Source organism: Pandoraea sputorum, assembly GCF_000814845.2.
In the GTDB taxonomy this organism is placed as follows: domain Bacteria; phylum Pseudomonadota; class Gammaproteobacteria; order Burkholderiales; family Burkholderiaceae; genus Pandoraea; species Pandoraea sputorum.
On the sequence record NZ_CP010431.2, the window covers coordinates 1,466,730 to 1,485,154 of the forward strand.

Here is an 18,425-nt window from a genome sequence, read left to right on the forward strand (position 1 = left end):
AACCTGCGGCGGCACACGCGTGCCGCCAACGCTCAGACTTTCAGGAGCCCAGAAATGAAGCTTTGGATCACCCGCGCCGCTCGCACGCTGGCGTTGTTCACCTTGCTCGGCGCTGGCGCCGCGCATGCTCAGCAGACGGCGATCTGCTACAACTGCCCGCCGGAATGGGCGGACTGGGCCGGTCAGGTCAAGTCGATTGCGCAAGACACTGGCATTCGCGTGCCGCTGGACAACAAGAACTCGGGGCAAGCGGTCGCGCAGCTGATCGCAGAACAAAAGGCCCCGGTCGCCGACATCGTCTATCTGGGCATCACCTCGGCCATCGAAGCCGCGAAGAAGGGCCTGCTCGCCCCGTACAAGCCTGCGAACTGGGATCAGGTACCGGCCAACCTGAAGGATCCGAACGGCATGTGGACAACGATCCACTCGGGCACGGTCGGCTTCTTCGTGAACCGCGATGCGCTGGAGGGCAAGCCGGTGCCGCGTTCGTGGGCCGACCTGCTCAAGCCGGAATACAAGGGCATGGTGGGTTATCTGGATCCGAGCAGCGCCTTCGCAGGCTACGCGGCCGCGATTGCCGCCAACCAGGCGCTCGGCGGTTCGATGGACAACTTTGCCCCGGCAATCGGCTTCTTCCAGAAGCTCAAGGCCAACGCGCCGATCGTGCCGAAGCAAACGGCTTACGCTCGCGTACTCTCGGGTGAAATCCCCATCCTGATCGACTTCGACTTCAACGCTTACCGCGCCATCTACAAGGACCGCGCCAACGTGCAGTTCGTGATTCCGATGGAAGGTTCGGTGTCGCTGCCGTACGTGATCGCTCTCGTGAAGAATGCGCCGCATGCCGACAACGGTAAGAAGGTGATCGACTACACGCTATCGGACAAGGGCCAAGCGCACTGGGCACAAGCGTTCCTGCGTCCGGTGCGTGCCAGCACCATGCCGGCCGACGTCGCTGCGAAGTTCCTGCCCGCGAGCGACTATGCCCGCGTGAAGCCGGTCGATCTGCAAAAGCTCGCCGCACAGCAGGACGCGTTCGGTCAGCAGTATCTGAAGAACGTGCGCTAAGTCCTCGCGACTGAACGCACGGTAATGTCCAACGAGGAAGAGGAGCAAAGCAAGCGATGCGTGACCTGACTCTGCCGCGCGGCTGGCGCGTGGCACTTCTGCTACCGGCACTGGCGGTTTTTCTGGCGTTCTGGCTCTTGCCGATGGCCGCACTTGTGCAGGTAAGCGGCGACGGTCACGCGTTCGAGACCTATCGCGCCATTCTCACCAATGCGCGTTATCTCGATAGCCTGTGGCAAACCGTGGTGCTGTCGGCTCTTGTCACACTGGCTACTCTGGCGTTGTCGCTTGTGGCGGGCCTCTTCCTCACCCGTCATGACTTTCCGGGCAAATCGGCCCTCGTGTCGATGTTGACCCTGCCGCTGGCGTTCCCCGGCGTGGTGGTCGGTTTCATGGTCATCATGCTGGCGGGACGTCAGGGTCTGATCGGCGATCTGACGTCGAAACTCATCGGCCATAAGGTCGTGTTCGCGTACTCGCTCACCGGTCTGTTTCTCGGTTATCTGTATTTCTCGATTCCGCGTGTGATTCTGGCCGTGATGGCCGCCGCGGAATCCCTCGATCATTCGCTCACGGAAGCGGCGTCGTCGCTGGGCGCAGGCCCCTTCGCGATTGCCCGCGACGTGACGCTGCCCGCGCTCGCCCCCGCGCTGATCGCCTCGGGCGCGATGTGCTTCGCGACCTCGGTCGGCGCGTTCGGCACGGCCTTTACGCTTGCCACCGACATCGACGTGCTGCCGATGACCATCTACACCGAGTTCACGCTCAACGCCAACGTGGCGACGGCGGCGGCCCTCTCGGTGATTCTCGGCATCGTCACGTGGGCGGTGCTGATGCTCGCCCGCAATTTCACTGGGCAGGCTGTCGCCGCCGGAGGTTGATCCGCATGCTCAAGAAAACCCTTTTCACGCTGCAATTGCTGCTCACGCTGCTGATGTGCGCGTTCTTGCTGATTCCGGTGGGGATGTCGATTCTCGCCGGGCTGTCGGTGAACTATTTTCGTGGTCCGTCGGCTGGCCTCACGTTCAAGTGGGTGATTCAGGTCTGGCAGGACTATCACGACGCGATTCTGAATTCGCTGTACGTCGGTGTCGCCACGCTGGTGCTGGTCGCGCTGCTTGGCGTGCCCGCCGGTTACGTCCTCGCCCGCTGGCAAAGCCGTTTCGCGCGCTGGATCGAAGAACTGCTGACGTTGCCCATCGCGCTGCCCGGACTGGCGAGTGCGCTGGCCCTCATCAGCGTGTACGGCGGCATGCGCGGCTTTCGCGAAAGTCTGGCGTTCATCGTCGTGGGGCACGTGATCTTCACGCTGCCGTTCATGGTGCGTGCGGTGGCGGCGGCCTGCGCCGACTCGCGCATCAAGATGATGGAAGAGGGCGCAGCGAGCCTCGGCGCGAGCTTCCTGAGACGTTTCATGACGGTGGTGCTGCCTAACATCCGCGGCGAAATCGTGGCGGCGGCGCTGATCGTCGTGACGCTCTCGCTCGGCGAATTCAACCTCACGTGGATGCTGCACACGCCCGACACCAAGACGCTCCCGGTGGGGCTGGCAGATGCCTACGCGTCGCTGCGTCTGGAGATCGGCAGCGCGTACACGGCGGTGTTCTTCGTGCTGATCGTGCCGCTGCTCATCGTCATGCAGATGACGGCCCAACGGGCAAAGGTCCGCAATTCGCGCGGGCGCACCTGATTACGGATATGACGATGAAACTGACTTCCATCCCCATTCATCTCGAACGCTGTGCCAAGACGTTTCACGGCAACACTGTGCTGCAGCCGCTCGATCTGACGATCGGTGCAGGCGAGACGCTGGTGCTGCTCGGCCCGTCGGGATGCGGCAAGACCACGACGCTGCGCATGATCGCCGGGCTTGAGCGCCCCGACGCCGGTGGACGCGTTCGCTTCGGCGACGAAGACGTCACGCGCCTGCCTATCGAGAAGCGTCGCGTCGGCATGGTCTTTCAGAATTACGCCCTATTCCCGAACTTCACCGTACGCGGCAATGTGGCATACGGCCTCAAGTTGCGCGGTCTGCCCTCGGCGCAGATCGACAAGCGTGTGGACGAGTTGCTCGATCTGGTGCATCTCACGCCCTACGCAGACCGCGCGATCGCACAGCTCTCCGGCGGCCAGAAGCAACGTGTCGCCCTGGCGCGTGCGCTCGCACCTGAGCCGCGTGTGCTGCTGCTCGACGAACCGCTCACCGCCCTCGACGCCAAGCTGCGTGAGACAGTGCGCGCCGACATGGACCGTTTGCTGCGTGGGCTGGGGGTGACGACGGTGTACGTCACGCACGATCAGGACGAAGCAATGGCGCTCGGCGACCGCATCGTGGTGATGAGCGCGGGCCGTATCGAACAGATCGGCGCGCCGCGTGACATCTACTACCAACCGGCGTCGCGTCACGTAGCCAACTTCGTCGGCACGCTCAATCGTCTGGCGGGGGTGTGGCGTGACGGGCACTTCCATCTGGAAGGCGGTCATGTCGAATGCCCGAACGTGCGTGCCGATGTTCAGGAGCTGTACTTCCGTCCCGAGGACGCCATCGTCGTGCCCGCTGGCGACGCCCCGCTGACCGGCCAGATCGAAGAGGTGCAGTTCCTCGGCGACCGCACGCGTCTGACGCTCAGTGGCGTGTCCACCGCTGGTGCGGTGCTCGTCGAAGTTTCCAGCCGTCGCGAGTGCCGCGTCGGCGATAAGGTGGGCTTGTCGCTGCCCGCCGCCCATGTCTTTTCGCTTCACGGATAAACCGCTCATGCTGTTCGCGCAAATCAGCGACCTTCACATCAAACGCCCCGGCAAACTGGCCTATCGCCGCGTCGATACCGCCACTTATCTCGAGCGTTGCGTGGCACGTCTCAATACGCTTACGCCGCGTCCCGACTTTGTCGTGCTGACGGGCGATCTCGTCGACTTCGGTGCGCGTGAGGAGTACGAACATCTGCGTCGTTTGCTCACGCCGCTGGAAATCCCGTACTACCTCGTCATCGGCAATCACGACGGGCGCGACGCGCTGCGCGAAGTGTTCCCCGAGCATACATATCTTGGTAAGCCGGGCGACTTCGTGCAATACACGGCGATGTTCGGACCGTTGCGTCTGGTTGCGCTCGATACGCAGGATCCGCCTAATGGCGGGGGGAAGCTGTGCGACGAGCGTTTGCAATGGCTCGAAGCGACGCTCGCGAGCGATACGCAAACGCCGACGGTCGTCGCCATGCACCATCCGCCGTTCGCGTGCGGCATCGAGCATATGGACGTTCAGTCGCTCGACGCTTCCGATGCAGCGAAGCTGGCCGCCGTCGTGCGTCGCTTCGACAACGTGGAGCGCGTGATTTGCGGCCACGTGCATCGTCCGATTCATACGCGCTTTGCAGGCACCGTAGCAAGCGTGTGCCCGTCGCCTGCGCATCAGGTCGCGCTCGATCTGCGCGAGGGCGGTCCGTCGGCATGGGTGCTGGATCCGCCGTCGTTCCAGTTGCATCGATTCACGCCGCAGACGGGACTCGTCTCGCATCTCGCATTTGTCGATGACGCGGGGGGCGCGCATCCGTTCTATGACGCGGCGGGCAAATTGATCGACTGAACGAGTCGCGGCAGCGATGTCGCGTCGACAGGTCATCATGCAAAAAGGCTCCCTCGGGAGCCTTTTGCGTTGCGGGTGCGACGAGCGTCTGCGGCGGATTACAGTAAGTGGTCCAGGGCGTCCGGGCCGAAGACTTCGCGGCGCATGCGACCTGCGGATACACCCGCGTCGCGCAGGGCACGCCATTGCGTCTGCATGAAGGCGGACGGTCCGCACATCAGGTAGTCGGCATCGGCAGGCAACGAGAGACGAGAGAGGTCCATGCGTCCGGCATGCGTGTAGTCGATGCCTTCACGGTCCGTGCTCAACGGCGCTTCGAAGAACGTGACGGTGCGCAGATTCGGCAACTGCGTCTTGGCGAACGCCAGATGACGGCGCAGCGCCACATGCGAGCCGTTGCGACCGGCGTGGGCGAACAGCACTTCGCGACGCGAGCCCTTGGCGGCCAGCGCTGCGACCATCGACATCATCGGCGTGATCCCCACACCGGCGCTGAGTAGCACGAGCGGACGGGCGGAGTCCTGCGGAAGCGTGAATTCGCCGTAGGCCGGACCGACCAGAATGCGATCGCCCGCCTTGACGTTTGCGTGCAACCAGTTCGAGACCATCCCTTCGGGCTTCGACGCATTGGCTTCTTCGCGCTTGACGGTGATGCGCCAGTGCGGGGCTTCGGGGGCGTCCGAGAGGCTGTACTGGCGACGCTGTTGCAGGCCGTCCGGCAGCGTGACGGCGACACTCACGTACTGGCCCGGTGCGAACTCGCCCGGCGAGCCGCCTTCCGGCGTGCGCAGGTAGTACGACACGACGTGTTCGGTCTCGCGGTCGACGTCGGCCACCACCAGCTCGCGCAGTGCGCCCAGAGGCGCACGCGATTGCTCGGACAGTCGCGCTTCGGCCGCGATCAACTCGCCAGCGAGCAGCCAGTAGGCTTCATCCCAGGCAGCGATGAGTTCGGACGTCGCGGCGTCGCCCAGCACGGCCTTGATGGCGGCGAGCAGATAACGTCCGACGATCGGGTAGTGCGCCGGCGTAATGCCGACAGAGACGTGCTTGTGAACGATGCGCTCCAGCACGGGGGCGAGAGCCGCTGCATTGTCGATATTCGCGGCGTAAGCAAAGACGGCCGAGGCGAGCGACTGCTGTTGCGCGCCGCTTGCCTGATTGCCCATGTTGAAGAGATTGCGCAGCTCAGGATGCGCTTCGAACATGCTCGCGTAGAAGTGGCGCGTAATCGCAAGACCGTGTTCGCGCAAGACCGGAACGCTTGCGTCGATGTAGGGGCGGGATGCGGCGGATAGCATGGCAAGACTCCTGAGTTTATAAGATGCAAATAAAATGCATCTTTTTGGTCGTACTTGTGGGTATTTCATCGACGCCGTGGACGCTCGCGCGCTGCGGCGTCCACAGTGCGGCATTCGGTCGCCGGTCCCCAGGGCTCACTTCACGGACAACTTGAACAACATGGCAACAACTTTCAGGGGCCGGCGCAGTGATTATAAGATGCAAATTAAATGCATGTTATGGGGCTGCGGCGGAATGTCGCAATGGGTCGGCCGGTGCATCTCGCTGTGAGGGCATTTGTTGACGCAGGCGAGGCGCGCGGCGGTGCTCGACGATCTGCGCTACGCGCTTGCGCGTCTGCTGGATGAAGAAGAAGCCTGCGCGCACGAAACGAACCCGCTCGGCAGAGAGCGCCATGAGCGCCGTGTTGCCAGCGTTGTTGGGCCGGGTCGGATCGCCGCCATAGCGTAGTGCGGTGTTGAGCATGTAGTCGGCGTAGATGGCGTCGCGCGGATGGTGTGTGGTCATGGCAAGGCAGTGCATGATCGAGTTGCCTTCGTACACGGGCGCGTTGCAGTCGGGATGAAAGGCGAGCAGCACCTCGGCCGCACCGCAAAAACCTTGTGATGCCAGCCACATCACCGGCAGCGTGCCGTCTGAATGTGGTTGCGTCAGATCCATGCCGCGCTGTTGCAGCGAAGCCGCCAGCGCAAACAGCGCCTCGTGCGCCAGCAAAGGGTCGTGCCCGGCATCGCACAACCGCTTCGCTTCGCGCAGTAAGGTGGCGCTCGTTGCAGGCACGTTGTTCGTCGTCTGGTTGCCGGAGACCGTTTCCGAGTTGGCGATGACGTGCACGGCGCGCTCGCGTGCCTGCTTCACCATCTTCTGTGTGAGCCGCAGGTAGCTCACGAGGCTGTCCGGCAAGAGCGAGACAGGGGTCACGCCTGCGTTGTTGGGGCGGTCGGGGTCGCCGCCGTAACGCATTGCGAGGATGAGCAGAAAATAGGCGGAGAACGAGTGGGGGCGCAATCGCGTGGTGGTCGCGAGCTGATGCATGAGTGTGTTGCCCTCACGACCGATTTGCGCGGTGTTGCAGGCCGCACCCAGCGAGAGCAGTACGTCGGCCGCAGCGCAGTATCCATTGAATGCCAGCAGCACGACCGGGAGCGAGCCCGTGAGCGCCGGTTGTGTGAGATCGGCTCCGTGCGACAGGAGCATCTTTCCAAGACGAAACAGCGCATCGTGTGCCACGAGCAGGTCGCAGCCGTTCAGATACAAGCGCTTGGCCTCGGCGGCCATCGCCGTGGCAATGAGCGGCACGCCGCTTGCGGTGGTCTGCCTGGCGCCCGCTCCCATGTCCAGCAGCGTGGGCAGCCATTCCACGGCGACGTGGCTGCATAGATGGGACAGCGGCAGATGAACGTCGCCCGCCACTTCGGATGCCGGGACGTTGTTGGTCTTGTCCCGACCGCATGCGATCAGCACGCGCAACGCAATGGCGACATTGGAGGACGGTAGCGCGGGGAATTCGTCGGCCATGAGGGCGTCGACGAACACCGTGGGGTAGGCGGACGGCTCCGCTGCGTAACGAAGCCAGAGTTGCAGGCCAATGTCGCTGAGCAGCAGATCCGCGTCATTCGGGTCGAGTTCGTCGCGCCGTGACGCTTCGACGAAGACTCCGGCATTTTCAAGATCGCTCAGGGTTCTGTGCTGCATCGGAGTGCAAAGCAGAGTGGCCATCGAGAAGAGCAGTTTTTGCGGGTTTTCCGGTCTCGCCAACGAACAGCTGTCGTTAAGCTCTCGGCCGGCGGTCGTCATGGGGCTCATCAATATCTCCCGCACTTCGCGCGACGTACAACGCGCTTCGCGTCGGGCGCGAAGGAGTGCATCGAGCGTGAGGTGCTCGGGCGGTACCGCCGCGTCGCGCTCGGAAGCGCAATGCGTGTGAGATGACGCACGGCCCATGGTCGGCGTAGTCGAGGTGGTGGTGACGGAAGGTAAGGGCATGGCGGGCAAGCGGATCAGCTGAGGGCTCGGATGCGACGGAGCGCGGTCGCGCGGACGGTTGTGAGGAATGCTTCGTCGACATGCGTGCCGAGGGATGTGGGGTCGGGCAACCATGCGCGGGCCGTGTGTCCCGCGACATTCGGCAAGTCCAGATTGCCGCCGTGGCGGACGGCCGCGATCAGGGCGTAATGGGCGAGCGTGGCGTTTTCGGTGTGCGTTGGGGACGCCCGCATGTGAACGGCATGGGCCAGGTGATGCATGAGGGTGTTGCCACGCGGATCGGCCACGTTCGGACTGGCGCCGCTGATCAGCAGCGCTTCGGCCGCGCCGCACAGCCCGTGAAAGGCGAGCAGGGCGACGGCGGGCACGCCGCGCGCGTTCGGCTGCATCAGATTGGCGCCGTACCGTTTGAGCAGTTCGGCGAGATGCACAAGCGAGCGGTGCGCGCACATGAAGTCTTGTCCGGCGTTGTGCAGCCGGATTGCTTCGGCGCGCATGGCGCTCACCGTCAGCGGCATACCGCGTTGGCTCATCTGATGCGGGCAACTGCCGAGTTCGAGTATGCGGCGTAACCAGTGCGGCGCGACCTGGCTGCACAGGTGGGAGAGGGGGTTGATGGGGGCGAGGTCGGACGGGTTCGATGGCGTAGCGGCGGTGCGATCGCGCCCGCAGGCCACGAGAATCCGCAGAATCTTGGCGATGCGCGCCCGGTCGCTCATGGACGTCGCACCGAAGATATCGGAGCCGTCGAATACCTTGAGGTAGGCCGTCGGTGACGCGGCGTATTGCAGCCAGATGAGAAGTCCTTCATTGCTGCGCAGCAGGGCGGCGTCTTCGGCGCGTAGATAGCCGGCACGTGCCGGGATGAGGAAGACGCCGGCGTCGGTGAGCCGATCTATCGTGCGTTCGGATTCGGGCATGGTCAGCAGCGTCATCAATTCGAGATACAGCGGACTGTTCGGGGAAGCGGCTTCGCACGCGTCGCGCAACTCGCGCCCCGCACGACTCTGCGGATCGACGAGCATGTTCCAGATGTCTTGCGTGCGATGTAGCGACCCGCGCCGCTCATCGAGCAGGTCCGCCAACGAGGTGTCAGACAAATGCTGTCTCTCGATGTGTGGCCAGGAGGTGGCGAGGTTGTCGGTGGTGCTGTGGGTGCACGTGCTGTGCGCAAGGGTGGTGATGGGCGGGGTACCGGGCATGATGGTTGTACGCGTGGCGTGAAGAAGCCGCATGGTCGCGCACGTGCCGCCTGCGGGTTTTGGCATTCGCCCTGTAAGGTTCTCCATGACGGACATGCCGACGCGGCGCGCATGCCGCACTACAATGCGGTATTCATGAATCATCGCCACACATTTGTATGACGGAGAAAAACATTCCAGACGCCGCATCCTCGACGAACCCGTTGCAAGCGCAGGACAACGAGGCCGTGATCGCGGCCACGCGCCACTGGCTCACGCGTGCCGTGATCGGCCTGAACCTTTGCCCGTTTGCGAAGGCGGTGCACGTCAAGGATCAGATACGGTATGTCGTGAGCGCTGCGCGCGATATGGAGGGCGTGCTGCTCGATCTGGAGAAGGAATTGCAGTGGCTGGCACAGGCCGACCCGCAAGCTGTCGATACGACGCTGCTGATCGTGCCGGACGCATTGCTCGACTTCCACGAGTACAACGACGCATTGTTCTTTGCCGAGCGCATGCTCAAGCAGTTGCAGCTCGAAGGCGAACTACAGATCGCGAGTTTCCATCCGGACTATCAGTTCGAAGGCACCGATCCGGACGACGCTGAGAATTTCACGAATCGTTCGCCGTATCCGATTCTGCATTTGTTGCGCGAAGCGAGCATCGACCGCGCGGTGGAAGCGTTCCCGGAAGCGGAAGCAATTTACGAACGTAACGAAGCGCTGATGCGCAAGATGGGGGTCGCGGGCTACCACGAATGGATGGCGCAACCCGCCGAAGACGAAGACGGCGCGAACGACAATGCCATCGAGGATGACGAAGGTAACGCCGGGAAGTGACAAGGGATTGCGCAGAGGGGGATTCGATTCCTCTCTCCGGCATCAGAGAATGCTGAAAAACAAAAAAGCCGCGCGACATAATCGGGCGGCTTTTCTGTTGACTGCTAAGTACTTCGTCTTGCTTGCATCACCAGGGACTGAGTAAGTCGCTGGTGCCGGAGAGAGGAATCGAACCCCCGACCTTCTCATTACGAATGAGCTGCTCTACCGACTGAGCTACTCCGGCGCTGCGAAGAAGTGAGATATTAGCAGACTTTACGGATTTGTCACTACTTTTTTCGAAGATTTTTTGCTGTGACTGCGTCAGTCACGCGTAAATCATTGAAATTTCAGAAATCCTGCGCTTCCGTCGTCGCGCAAAAATTTTCACGACATTGCATCGTCTTCGCGACGACGAAACCGCGTCCTCACGTCACTTACTTCTTGTCGGCTTCGTGGTGATACCCGGTCACCCGTTCGACTTCGTTCTTCGAGCCGAGGAACACCGCAACACGCTCATGCAGCTTCTGCGGCTGAATGTCGAGAATGCGCTGCGTGCCGTTCGTGGCTGCGCCGCCTGCCTGCTCGACGAGGAAGCTCATCGGGTTCGCTTCGTACATGATGCGCAGCTTGCCCGGCTTGTCCGGATCGCGCTTGTCGGCCGGATACATGAACACACCGCCGCGCGTCAGAATGCGATGCACGTCTGCCACCATCGACGCGATCCAGCGCATGTTGAAGTCCTTGCCGCGCACGCCTTCCTTGCCTTGCAGCAACTCGCCGATGTAACGCTGCACCGGCGGATACCAGTGGCGCTCGTTCGACATGTTGATCGCGAATTCCTTGGTGTCTTCCGGAATACGCATGCCTTCCTGCGTCAGCACCCACGAACCCATCTCGCGATCAAGCGTGAAGCAATTCACGCCATGACCCGTCGTCAGCACCAGCACCGTTTGCGGACCGTACACCGCATAACCGGCCGCCACTTGCTGCGTGCCCGGTTGCAGGAAGTCCTTCTCGGTCGGATCCGTCACGCCTTCCGGGCAACGCAGCACCGAGAAGATCGTGCCGATCGACACGTTGACGTCGATGTTCGACGAACCGTCGAGCGGATCGAACATCAGCAGGTATTCGCCTTGCGGATAGCGGTTCGGAATGTGGAAGACGTCTTCCATCTCTTCCGAGGCCATCGCCGCCAGATGGCCACCCCATTCGTTCGCTTCAAGCATGATCTCGTTGGAAATCACGTCGAGCTTCTTCTGAACTTCGCCCTGTACGTTCTCGCTGCCGGCGCTGCCCAGGACACCGCCGAGCGCGCCCTTGGACACGGCGTGGCTTATGGACTTGCACGCACGTGCGACGACTTCGATCAGCAGACGAAGCTCGGCGGGAATGTTGTTGAATTCCCGCTGCTGTTCGATCAGATATTGAGTAAGGGTCTTGCGCCGCATGTGGGCCTCCGGAAAAGCGAAAAAGCGTACATATCGAGATGCCCGCAATTTTACTCGTAAAGCGACACTGCCCCCGCGAAAAATCCTTGGGGGCAGTGCAGTATCGGCATCGTCCGACGAACGATTCGGATTTCTCCGATGCGTTCGCGGTGTGCGAAATCAGTCGAGACCGTCGAACAGCGCGTCGTCCGGACCGATGTGTGACGGCGAGCGCCAGGCGGCGTCGCGCATGCTGTGCTGCACTTGCTTGTCTACGCCGAGCAGGATCGCGAAGATCGCCATGCGCACCGGAATACCGTTGTCCGTCTGACGGAAGATGGCCAGACGCGGATCGTGATTCAGGTCCGTCGACAGATCGTTTGCGCCCGGGCGGCTGTCGCGCGGCAGCGGGTGCATGATGATCGTACGGCTGTCGCAATACTGGTTGATCAGCGCTTCGTTGATCTGGAAGTCCGGCGTGTAGCCTTCGATAGCCTCGTCGGCAAAGCGCTCCTTCTGGATGCGCGTCGCGTAGACCACGTCCGCACCGGCCAGATCGGCGAGCGAATTGCTCTGCACGATGACGTGGCCGTTCTGCGAGATCTGGTCGAGAATGTACGTCGGCATTTCCAGCGACGGCGGCGAGATCAGCGTGAACTTCAAGCCCCGATACAGCGCGAGCAGCTTGATGAGCGAGTGCACCGTGCGGCCGTAGCGCAGGTCGCCGACCATCGCCACATGGGCGCCGTCGACCAACTTGCCCAGACGCGAGAACTCGCGGCCGATGGTGTACAGATCGAGAATGGCCTGACTCGGGTGTTCGCCCGGGCCGTCACCGCCGTTGATGACGGGGATGTTCGTGGCGCGTGCGAATTCGGCGACCGAGCCCTTTTCCGGGTGACGCACGACGAGGGCGTCGACATAACCGCTCATGACACGGCTCGTGTCGTAGATCGATTCGCCCTTGGCCATCGACGAGAACGTGAAGCCGGTCGTGTCGCACACCGAGCCGCCAAGGCGGCAGAAGGCGGAGCCGAAGCTCACACGGGTGCGGGTACTGGCTTCGAAGAACAGATTGCCGAGTACCGCGCCTTCAAGCACACGCGAAATCTTCTGGCGGCGCGCAATCGGTTGCATGATGTCGGCAACGTGGAACAATTCTTCCAGCGAATCGCGCGAGAACTGATCGACGGAGATCAGGTGCGGCTTGCCGTCGAGGCCCATGCGTTCACGCAGCGGCTTGTGTGCGCTTTGCGTAGATTCCGCAGACGGTGCTTCGCGACCGAGAATTTCACCGACGAATTTCTCCACGATGCTCGGCATCGTGCGATATTCGCTGGAATCTTCGGGCAGCAGCCAGGTGTCGAGGGCGCGCCGACGAACGCCGATGCGCTCGGCGAAGGTGTCGCGGGTCATGTTCAGGCGACGCATCGCGTCGCGCAGGAAAGTCTGCTGTGCACTCATGGTCGGGTCGGCAGGAATGTGTACGCGATGCGTATAATAGGCGTCGATTCGTTGTTTGTCCAGCAAAAGACGTGCCCCTCGCGGGGCCGCGCCAGCCGGGCGTTTCCGGCATTTCCGGTGTATTGCCGTACGGTATGGAAAACCTTCTCCGCAAGCTTGACCTCACATCTTTGCGTCTTTTCGTGGCCGTCTGCCAGGAGCGGAGCATGGCGCGCGCCGCCGAGCGCGAATTCATCGCGCCTTCGGCGATCAGCCGTCGCATTGCCGACATCGAAGCCATCGTGGGACTCCCTCTCATCCAGCGTCACCAGCGCGGCATCACCGTCACGCCGGTGGGCGAGACGGTACGCCGTTACGCTGAACGTATTCTAGGCACGATCGAATCGCTGGGTGCCGAGTTGTCCCAATTCCACGAGGGGGCGCGCGGCAGCGTGCGCATTGCGGCCAATCTGTCGGCCATCGTGCAGTTCCTGCCGGAGGATCTGGCGGCGTTCGGGCGTGTCTTTTCCGCCGTGGATGTCGAACTCGACGAACAACACAGTAACGAAGTGCTGCAGCGCGTGGCCGAGCGTGCGGTGGACGTGGGCATCTGCAATGCCGTCGAAGGCATCGAAGCGTTCACGATGGTGCCGTACCGCCGCGACCGGCTCGCCGTGATTCTGCCCGCAGGGCATCCGCTTGCTGCGCGTACTGGTGAGATTCCGTTTTCCGCGTGCGTCGGCGAGACGCTGGTAGGGCTGCAGGGTAACAGCGCGCTCACGCAGATGCTGCGTCAGCAGGCGAGTGCGGCGGGGGAATCGTTGCGTATCAAGATCCGCGTCTCCAGTCTCGATGCGCTGTGCCGCATGGCGCACGCCGGACTCGGCATCGCCATCGCCCCCGAGCAGGTGGGGCAGTTGTACGTCGGCAAGCTGGACGTCGTGGTGCGTCCGCTCACGGACGAGTGGGCGCATCGTCAGCTCTGGCTGGTCTTCCCGTCGCGTGAGCAACTCAGTGCGACGGCGTCGGCCGTGGTGAATTTCCTCGCGCAGGGGCAGAGCCCACAGAGCCATTAGGCGTCGAAGCGCCTGCGCTTTCCCTCCTTCGCCATCGGTCACGCCCGCCTTGCCGAGACGGCACGGCAGGGCAACGACACGGCCGCTATGCTGTCTTCCGGAGGTTAATGCCGCATGGAAGACATCATTCGTTTCGACGGCCGCGTGCTGTTTCTGTCCGACGACCCGGCCATCGTGCGCCGCCAGTTGTCGGGCGAGTCCGTCACGCGCGCCGAGGCTGGCGTGCTGCGCGATAACGTTTCAACGGACGAAATCACGCCCGTCACCGTCATGCTGACGTACGACGAACGGCTCGGTCGCTATCCGTATGTCGGTTTCAAAGCGGGAAACGAGATGCCCGTGGGCGAGCACGAGGTGCGTCGCGGCGGTTTTCAGGTCACCGTCGCTGGCAAGCGCTACGGCAAAGGCTCGTCGCGTGAGTCGAGCCCGCTCGCGGAGCTGTCGGCGGGCATCCGTCTGATCGTCGCAGAGAGCTTCGAGCGCATCTATCAGCAGAACTGCGACAACATCGGCATTCTGACGACGACCGATTTTGGTGTGCTCGATCGCATTCTCGCGAGCGAAGCCATTCCGATTACCGAATTCCTCAAGGGACGCGACGCCCTCACGCAGCAGATCATCCGCAGCGGCGGTTTGCTGGCGTACAGCAAGTTTGCGGAGTGGCCTGCGCCGCTCGCGCATGACGACGCAGCGCCGACGCCAACTCAGCCGCCCACCCAGGCACCGCGCACCCTCGTCGAAAAGATCATGGCGCGTCGCCTGCATCCGGCCACGCCCGGTGCCGAGCATGGCGACGGTGTTTTCCTGCGCGTCGACTGGCGTTTCTCGCATGATTACTTCACGGGGATGTGCGCGCATCTGATGCATCGTGCGTTCGGTGAACCGGCGGCGCTGCACGATCCGGCGCGCATCATCGCGTTTCAGGACCATCTGGTGCTTGCAGCGCAGAGCTTTCCGCACGTCTCGCAAGGGCTGTTGCCCGGTGTCGCAAATCTGACGAGCGGTCATCGCGAGTTCGTCGCGCGCTACCCGGTGCTGGCGCACGGGCAACTCGCCGATGATGGTGAACACGGCGCCGACGGCATCTGCCACGCGCTCATGGCCGAGCGCTACGCGTTGCCCGGCCAGATCGTGATCGGCACCGACTCGCACACGCCGCACGCGGGTGCCCTCGGTTGCCTCGCGTTCGGCGCCGGCGCGACGGATATCGCGAACAGCTGGGTGACGGGCTACGTGCGCTGCAAGGTGCCGCAGACGTTGCGCATCGAGATCGACGGCGACCTCGCGCCAGGTGTGACGGCCAAGGACGTCGTCCTCCATCTGCTGCGCCTCGACGCTATCCGCAGCGGTGGCGCCATTGGTCTCGTCTTCGAATATGCGGGCAGCGCCGTGCGGGCCATGTCGGTCGACGAGCGCGCCACGCTCACCAATATGGTGGCCGAGCTGGGCGGCTTTACCGGCATCGTCGCACCGGATGAGAAAACGGTGGCGTTCCTCAAGGAGCGGCGAGGCATCGACTTCACGCTCGAACCGTGGATGACGAGCGACGCCGGTGCCCGCTACCGCGACGTGATCCGCATCGACGCCGCCTCGCTCACGCCGATGCTCGCGCGTCCGGGCGACCCCGGCAACGGCGTGGCGCTCGCCGAGCTGGACGCTCCCGTCGCCATCGACATTGCCTACGGCGGCTCCTGCACCGCAGGCAAGCGCGACGACTTCGACGCCTATCACGACGTGCTTGCGTGGGGTGTCGCCCACGGACTACGCGTCGCACAGGGGCGATCGCTGTTCCTGCAATTCGGCACGATGGACGTGCGCGCCTATTGCGAGGCGCAAGGCTATCTGAAGACGTTTGAGGACGCGGGCGTGACGCTCATCATGCCCGGCTGTGGTGCGTGTGCAAACTGCGGGCCGGGGCAATCGACGTCTTCCGATCAGGTCACGATCAGCGCGATCAATCGCAACTTCCCGGGGCGTTCGGGGCCGGGCAGTGTCTGGCTCGCGAGTCCCTATACGGTCGCGGCGAGCGCGCTGGCGGGGCGCATCGCCAGCTTCGACGAATTGAAAGCGACGGCATTGCAGTAACGCGCGTCGCGACGGATCTGCTGTGGTTTTGCTGTATGCGACGTATGCCGCAGCACATCGACGATTCGACACGATGTGCTGTGCACCGTCACATCGAAAAGCGACTGTGCTGTTGTTGGTGAACATCGCAATTTTTCGTAGTGCGTGGCAAAGGTGACTGGCGCGGTGTCATTCGTGGCACAATTTCGGCCTCGCGCCTGTCGATTCATGGTGTATCCGATGTCCGAAGAGACGTCGGACTGTGAGCAGTTCGGCCATGACCGAACCGGCCCGGAGACGATTTCCATGCCATTCCCCGACGTATCAATGCCTTCCATGCCTCGCGCCGCTCAAGCAACGACAGCGGCAACTCGCCTGAGTGCAGGCGACATTTCCGCCCGACTCGACCGTCTGCCCCCGACCCGCACTGTCTGGAAACTGGTGGTACTGCTCAGTCTCGGTTTCTTCTTTGAACTCTACGACCTGCTCTACACCGGCTACATCGCACCGGGTCTGGTGAAGAGCGGCATTCTCACGCCCACGACACCCGGCCTGTTCGGCACGACCGGCGTGGCAAGCTTTATCGCCGCGCTCTTCTCAGGCCTGTTCATCGGCACCATTGCGTGCGGCTTTCTCGCCGACCGTTTCGGGCGTCGCGCGGTGTTCACCGGCTCGCTGCTCTGGTACACCGTCGCCAACGTCATCATGGCGTTTCAGGAGACGGCCACCGGCGTGAACTTCTGGCGCTTCGTGGTGGGCCTGGGCATCGGCGTGGAACTGGTGACGATCGGCACCTACATCGCGGAACTCGTGCCCAAGCAGATTCGCGGGCGTGCCTTCGCGTGCGAGCAGGCCGTTGGTTTCACGGCGGTGCCGGTCGTGGCGCTGCTGGCGTATTGGCTCGTGCCGCGCGAATTCCTCGGTCTGGAAGGCTGGCGCTGGGTGGTGCTCATCGGCGCGCACGGTGCGGTATTCGTCTGGTGGATTCGCCGTGCTTTGCCGGAGAGTCCGCGCTGGCTCGCGCAGAAGGGGCGTCTGGATGAAGCGGACCGCGTGCTCTCGGCGCTCGAAGCCCAGGTCGAGCGCGAGTACGGCAGGCCGCTGCCCGCGCCAGGCGTGCCGGAGCCGGTCGTGCCCAAGAGCGCGTTTCGCGACATGTGGGTGCCGCCGTATCGCAAGCGCGCCATCATGATGATCCTCTTCAACATCTTCCAGACGGTCGGCTTCTACGGCTTCGCGAACTGGGTGCCGACGCTGCTCATCAAGCAGGGCATCACGGTGACGACGAGTCTCGCGTACTCGAGCGTGATCGCGCTGGCCGCACCGGTCGGCCCGCTGATCGGGCTGTGGATGGCCGACAAAGTCGAGCGCAAGCACGCCATCGTGTGGACGGCAGGCATCGGTATCGTGTGCGGGATGGTGTTCTCGCAGGTCACGTCGTCGGTCATGCTGATCGCAATGGGCATTGGCCTGACGCTCGCGAACAACATCATGTCGTACAGCTATCACGCGTATCAGACGGAGTTGTTCCCCACAGGCATTCGTGCGCGTGCGGTGGGTTTCGTCTATTCGTGGAGTCGCTTCTCGGCGATTTTCACCGCGTTTCTGATCGCGTCGGTGCTGCGCAATTTCGGCGTGACCGGAGTGTTCGCATTCATCTCTTGCGCCATGCTGATCGTGATGCTCGCCATCGGTCTGATGGGGCCGCGCACGAAGGACATCGCGCTGGAGAAGATTTCGCAGTAAGGCATCTATAGCGCCGACGAGGGCGATTCCCCATCCCTTCGTCGGGTGACCGCTTACCTCTTACTGCTTAACGCATACCGGAGATCCCGATCATGGCGGACTTGCAAACCGAAGCGGCCTACGAGGCCAATGCCGAACGTTACAGCGAGGACTGGCTGGAGCAACCGCCACCGGACGATATGTACGTACTGCTTGTGCGTCATTTCGTTCCGGGCGGCCGGACAATCGACGTGGGATGCGGTAATGGACGCGACGCCGCATGGCTCGCGCGAGAAGGCTTCGACGTCGAGGGCTACGATGCTTCACCGGCGCTCGTGGCGCTCGCGCGCAAGACCTTCCCGTGGGTGACGTTTCACGTCGACCGTTTGCCACTGATGCAAAGCGTGACGACGCAATTCGACAACGTGATCTGCGAGACAGTACTGATGCATCTGCCGGTGGATGAGGTGGCTCAGGCCGCAGCTCGATTGTGGACGCTGGTGCGTCCGGGCGGCGTGCTCTACGTGTCGTGGCGCGTGACGGAAGGCGCCGATCTGCGCCATGAAGACGGCCGTCTCTATAGCGCGTTTAATCCCGACGTCGTTCGCGCAGCGTTGCACGAGGGCGTCGTGCGCCATGAAGAGGACGTCACGAGCGCGAGTTCAGGCAAGCGCGTCTGCCGCCTGATCGTGCAGCGTCCCGCCTGACGAGTCGCAGCGCAGCGAAGTTCGCTCCGCCAGCACATGTCG

Annotated in this window: 15 protein-coding genes and 1 tRNA gene; 10 read left to right on the forward strand and 6 right to left on the reverse strand. The window is 63.0% G+C overall.

Going from position 1 to position 18,425, the window contains the following annotated elements:
* The first annotated feature begins 54 nt into the window (after positions 1-54).
* Genes NA29_RS06660 through NA29_RS06680 form a run of 5 tightly spaced genes read left to right on the forward strand, consistent with a single transcriptional unit; the run spans position 55 to position 4,651 of the window.
* Entirely contained in the window at positions 55-1,068 is a 1,014-nt protein-coding gene (locus tag NA29_RS06660; protein WP_039397003.1) for an extracellular solute-binding protein, read from the forward strand.
* 56 nt (positions 1,069-1,124) lie between these two features.
* Positions 1,125-1,949: an ABC transporter permease gene (locus tag NA29_RS06665; RefSeq protein ID WP_039397005.1), complete on the forward strand. Its 825-nt coding sequence runs from the start codon at positions 1,125-1,127 to the stop codon at positions 1,947-1,949.
* A gap of 5 nt (positions 1,950-1,954) precedes the next feature.
* Complete coding sequence (locus NA29_RS06670) at positions 1,955-2,758, forward strand: ABC transporter permease (protein ID WP_039402597.1); 804 nt, start codon at positions 1,955-1,957, stop codon at positions 2,756-2,758.
* 14 nt (positions 2,759-2,772) lie between these two features.
* Positions 2,773-3,816, forward strand: a complete 1,044-nt coding sequence (locus tag NA29_RS06675) for an ABC transporter ATP-binding protein (protein ID WP_039402599.1) — start codon at positions 2,773-2,775, stop codon at positions 3,814-3,816.
* Between the two features lie 7 nt (positions 3,817-3,823).
* Positions 3,824-4,651, forward strand: coding sequence for a phosphodiesterase (locus NA29_RS06680; protein ID WP_039402601.1), 828 nt, complete (start codon positions 3,824-3,826; stop codon positions 4,649-4,651).
* 98 nt (positions 4,652-4,749) lie between these two features.
* Here the strand turns inward: NA29_RS06680 and NA29_RS06685 are convergent, their stop codons facing one another.
* From NA29_RS06685 to NA29_RS06695, 3 genes are all read right to left on the reverse strand, one after another.
* Positions 4,750-5,952, reverse strand: coding sequence for a globin domain-containing protein (locus NA29_RS06685; protein ID WP_039397007.1), 1,203 nt, complete (start codon positions 5,950-5,952; stop codon positions 4,750-4,752).
* Between the two features lie 217 nt (positions 5,953-6,169).
* Positions 6,170-7,648 carry an ankyrin repeat domain-containing protein gene (locus tag NA29_RS06690; RefSeq protein WP_150777513.1) on the reverse strand — a complete coding sequence of 493 codons (1,479 nt, stop codon included), beginning with the start codon at positions 7,646-7,648 and terminating at the stop codon, positions 6,170-6,172.
* A gap of 305 nt (positions 7,649-7,953) precedes the next feature.
* On the reverse strand, positions 7,954-9,039 hold the full coding sequence (locus NA29_RS06695) for an ankyrin repeat domain-containing protein (protein WP_157127347.1): 1,086 nt from the start codon (positions 9,037-9,039) through the stop codon (positions 7,954-7,956).
* Positions 9,040-9,299: 260 nt separating this feature from the next.
* Here NA29_RS06695 and NA29_RS06700 point away from each other — a divergent pair, with 260 nt between their 5' ends.
* Positions 9,300-9,959 carry a DUF1415 domain-containing protein gene (locus NA29_RS06700; RefSeq protein WP_052252581.1) on the forward strand — a complete coding sequence of 220 codons (660 nt, stop codon included), beginning with the start codon at positions 9,300-9,302 and terminating at the stop codon, positions 9,957-9,959.
* 150 nt (positions 9,960-10,109) lie between these two features.
* On the opposite strand, the gene NA29_RS06705 is transcribed toward NA29_RS06700, so the two are convergent.
* From NA29_RS06705 to NA29_RS06715, 3 genes are all read right to left on the reverse strand, one after another.
* Positions 10,110-10,185: transfer RNA gene (locus tag NA29_RS06705), tRNA-Thr, on the reverse strand.
* Positions 10,186-10,375: 190 nt separating this feature from the next.
* Entirely contained in the window at positions 10,376-11,389 is a 1,014-nt protein-coding gene (locus NA29_RS06710) for a class 1 fructose-bisphosphatase (protein ID WP_039397012.1), read from the reverse strand.
* A 159-nt stretch (positions 11,390-11,548) separates the two neighbouring features.
* Positions 11,549-12,832, reverse strand: coding sequence for an aspartate carbamoyltransferase (locus NA29_RS06715; RefSeq protein ID WP_039402605.1), 1,284 nt, complete (start codon positions 12,830-12,832; stop codon positions 11,549-11,551).
* 206 nt (positions 12,833-13,038) lie between these two features.
* On the opposite strand from NA29_RS06715, the gene NA29_RS06720 reads away from it, so the two are divergent.
* The 4 genes from NA29_RS06720 to NA29_RS06735 all read left to right on the forward strand — a co-directional run bounded on the left by NA29_RS06720 (position 13,039) and on the right by NA29_RS06735 (position 18,383).
* Entirely contained in the window at positions 13,039-13,887 is an 849-nt protein-coding gene (locus NA29_RS06720; protein ID WP_456299545.1) for a LysR family transcriptional regulator, read from the forward strand.
* A gap of 114 nt (positions 13,888-14,001) precedes the next feature.
* Positions 14,002-15,972 carry an aconitase family protein gene (locus NA29_RS06725; protein ID WP_039397017.1) on the forward strand — a complete coding sequence of 657 codons (1,971 nt, stop codon included), beginning with the start codon at positions 14,002-14,004 and terminating at the stop codon, positions 15,970-15,972.
* A 306-nt stretch (positions 15,973-16,278) separates the two neighbouring features.
* A complete protein-coding gene (locus tag NA29_RS06730; RefSeq protein WP_039402608.1) occupies positions 16,279-17,697 on the forward strand; it encodes an MFS transporter in 1,419 nt (472 codons plus the stop codon).
* Between the two features lie 92 nt (positions 17,698-17,789).
* Positions 17,790-18,383, forward strand: a complete 594-nt coding sequence (locus tag NA29_RS06735; RefSeq protein WP_039397019.1) for a class I SAM-dependent methyltransferase — start codon at positions 17,790-17,792, stop codon at positions 18,381-18,383.
* Positions 18,384-18,425: the final 42 nt, after the last annotated feature.

Coding starts and splice junctions, on each gene's coding strand:
- NA29_RS06735 (WP_039397019.1), top strand. CDS start 17,790: ATGGCGGACTTGCAAACCGAAGCGGCCTACGAGGCCAATGCCGAACGT.
- NA29_RS06715 (WP_039402605.1), bottom strand. CDS start 12,832: ATGAGTGCACAGCAGACTTTCCTGCGCGACGCGATGCGTCGCCTGAAC.
- NA29_RS06685 (WP_039397007.1), bottom strand. CDS start 5,952: ATGCTATCCGCCGCATCCCGCCCCTACATCGACGCAAGCGTTCCGGTC.
- NA29_RS06670 (WP_039402597.1), top strand. CDS start 1,955: ATGCTCAAGAAAACCCTTTTCACGCTGCAATTGCTGCTCACGCTGCTG.
- NA29_RS06730 (WP_039402608.1), top strand. CDS start 16,279: ATGCCTTCCATGCCTCGCGCCGCTCAAGCAACGACAGCGGCAACTCGC.
- NA29_RS06710 (WP_039397012.1), bottom strand. CDS start 11,389: ATGCGGCGCAAGACCCTTACTCAATATCTGATCGAACAGCAGCGGGAA.
- NA29_RS06680 (WP_039402601.1), top strand. CDS start 3,824: ATGCTGTTCGCGCAAATCAGCGACCTTCACATCAAACGCCCCGGCAAA.
- NA29_RS06700 (WP_052252581.1), top strand. CDS start 9,300: ATGACGGAGAAAAACATTCCAGACGCCGCATCCTCGACGAACCCGTTG.
- NA29_RS06725 (WP_039397017.1), top strand. CDS start 14,002: ATGGAAGACATCATTCGTTTCGACGGCCGCGTGCTGTTTCTGTCCGAC.
- NA29_RS06675 (WP_039402599.1), top strand. CDS start 2,773: ATGAAACTGACTTCCATCCCCATTCATCTCGAACGCTGTGCCAAGACG.
- NA29_RS06720 (WP_456299545.1), top strand. CDS start 13,039: ATGGCGCGCGCCGCCGAGCGCGAATTCATCGCGCCTTCGGCGATCAGC.
- NA29_RS06665 (WP_039397005.1), top strand. CDS start 1,125: ATGCGTGACCTGACTCTGCCGCGCGGCTGGCGCGTGGCACTTCTGCTA.
- NA29_RS06660 (WP_039397003.1), top strand. CDS start 55: ATGAAGCTTTGGATCACCCGCGCCGCTCGCACGCTGGCGTTGTTCACC.
- NA29_RS06690 (WP_150777513.1), bottom strand. CDS start 7,648: ATGCAGCACAGAACCCTGAGCGATCTTGAAAATGCCGGAGTCTTCGTC.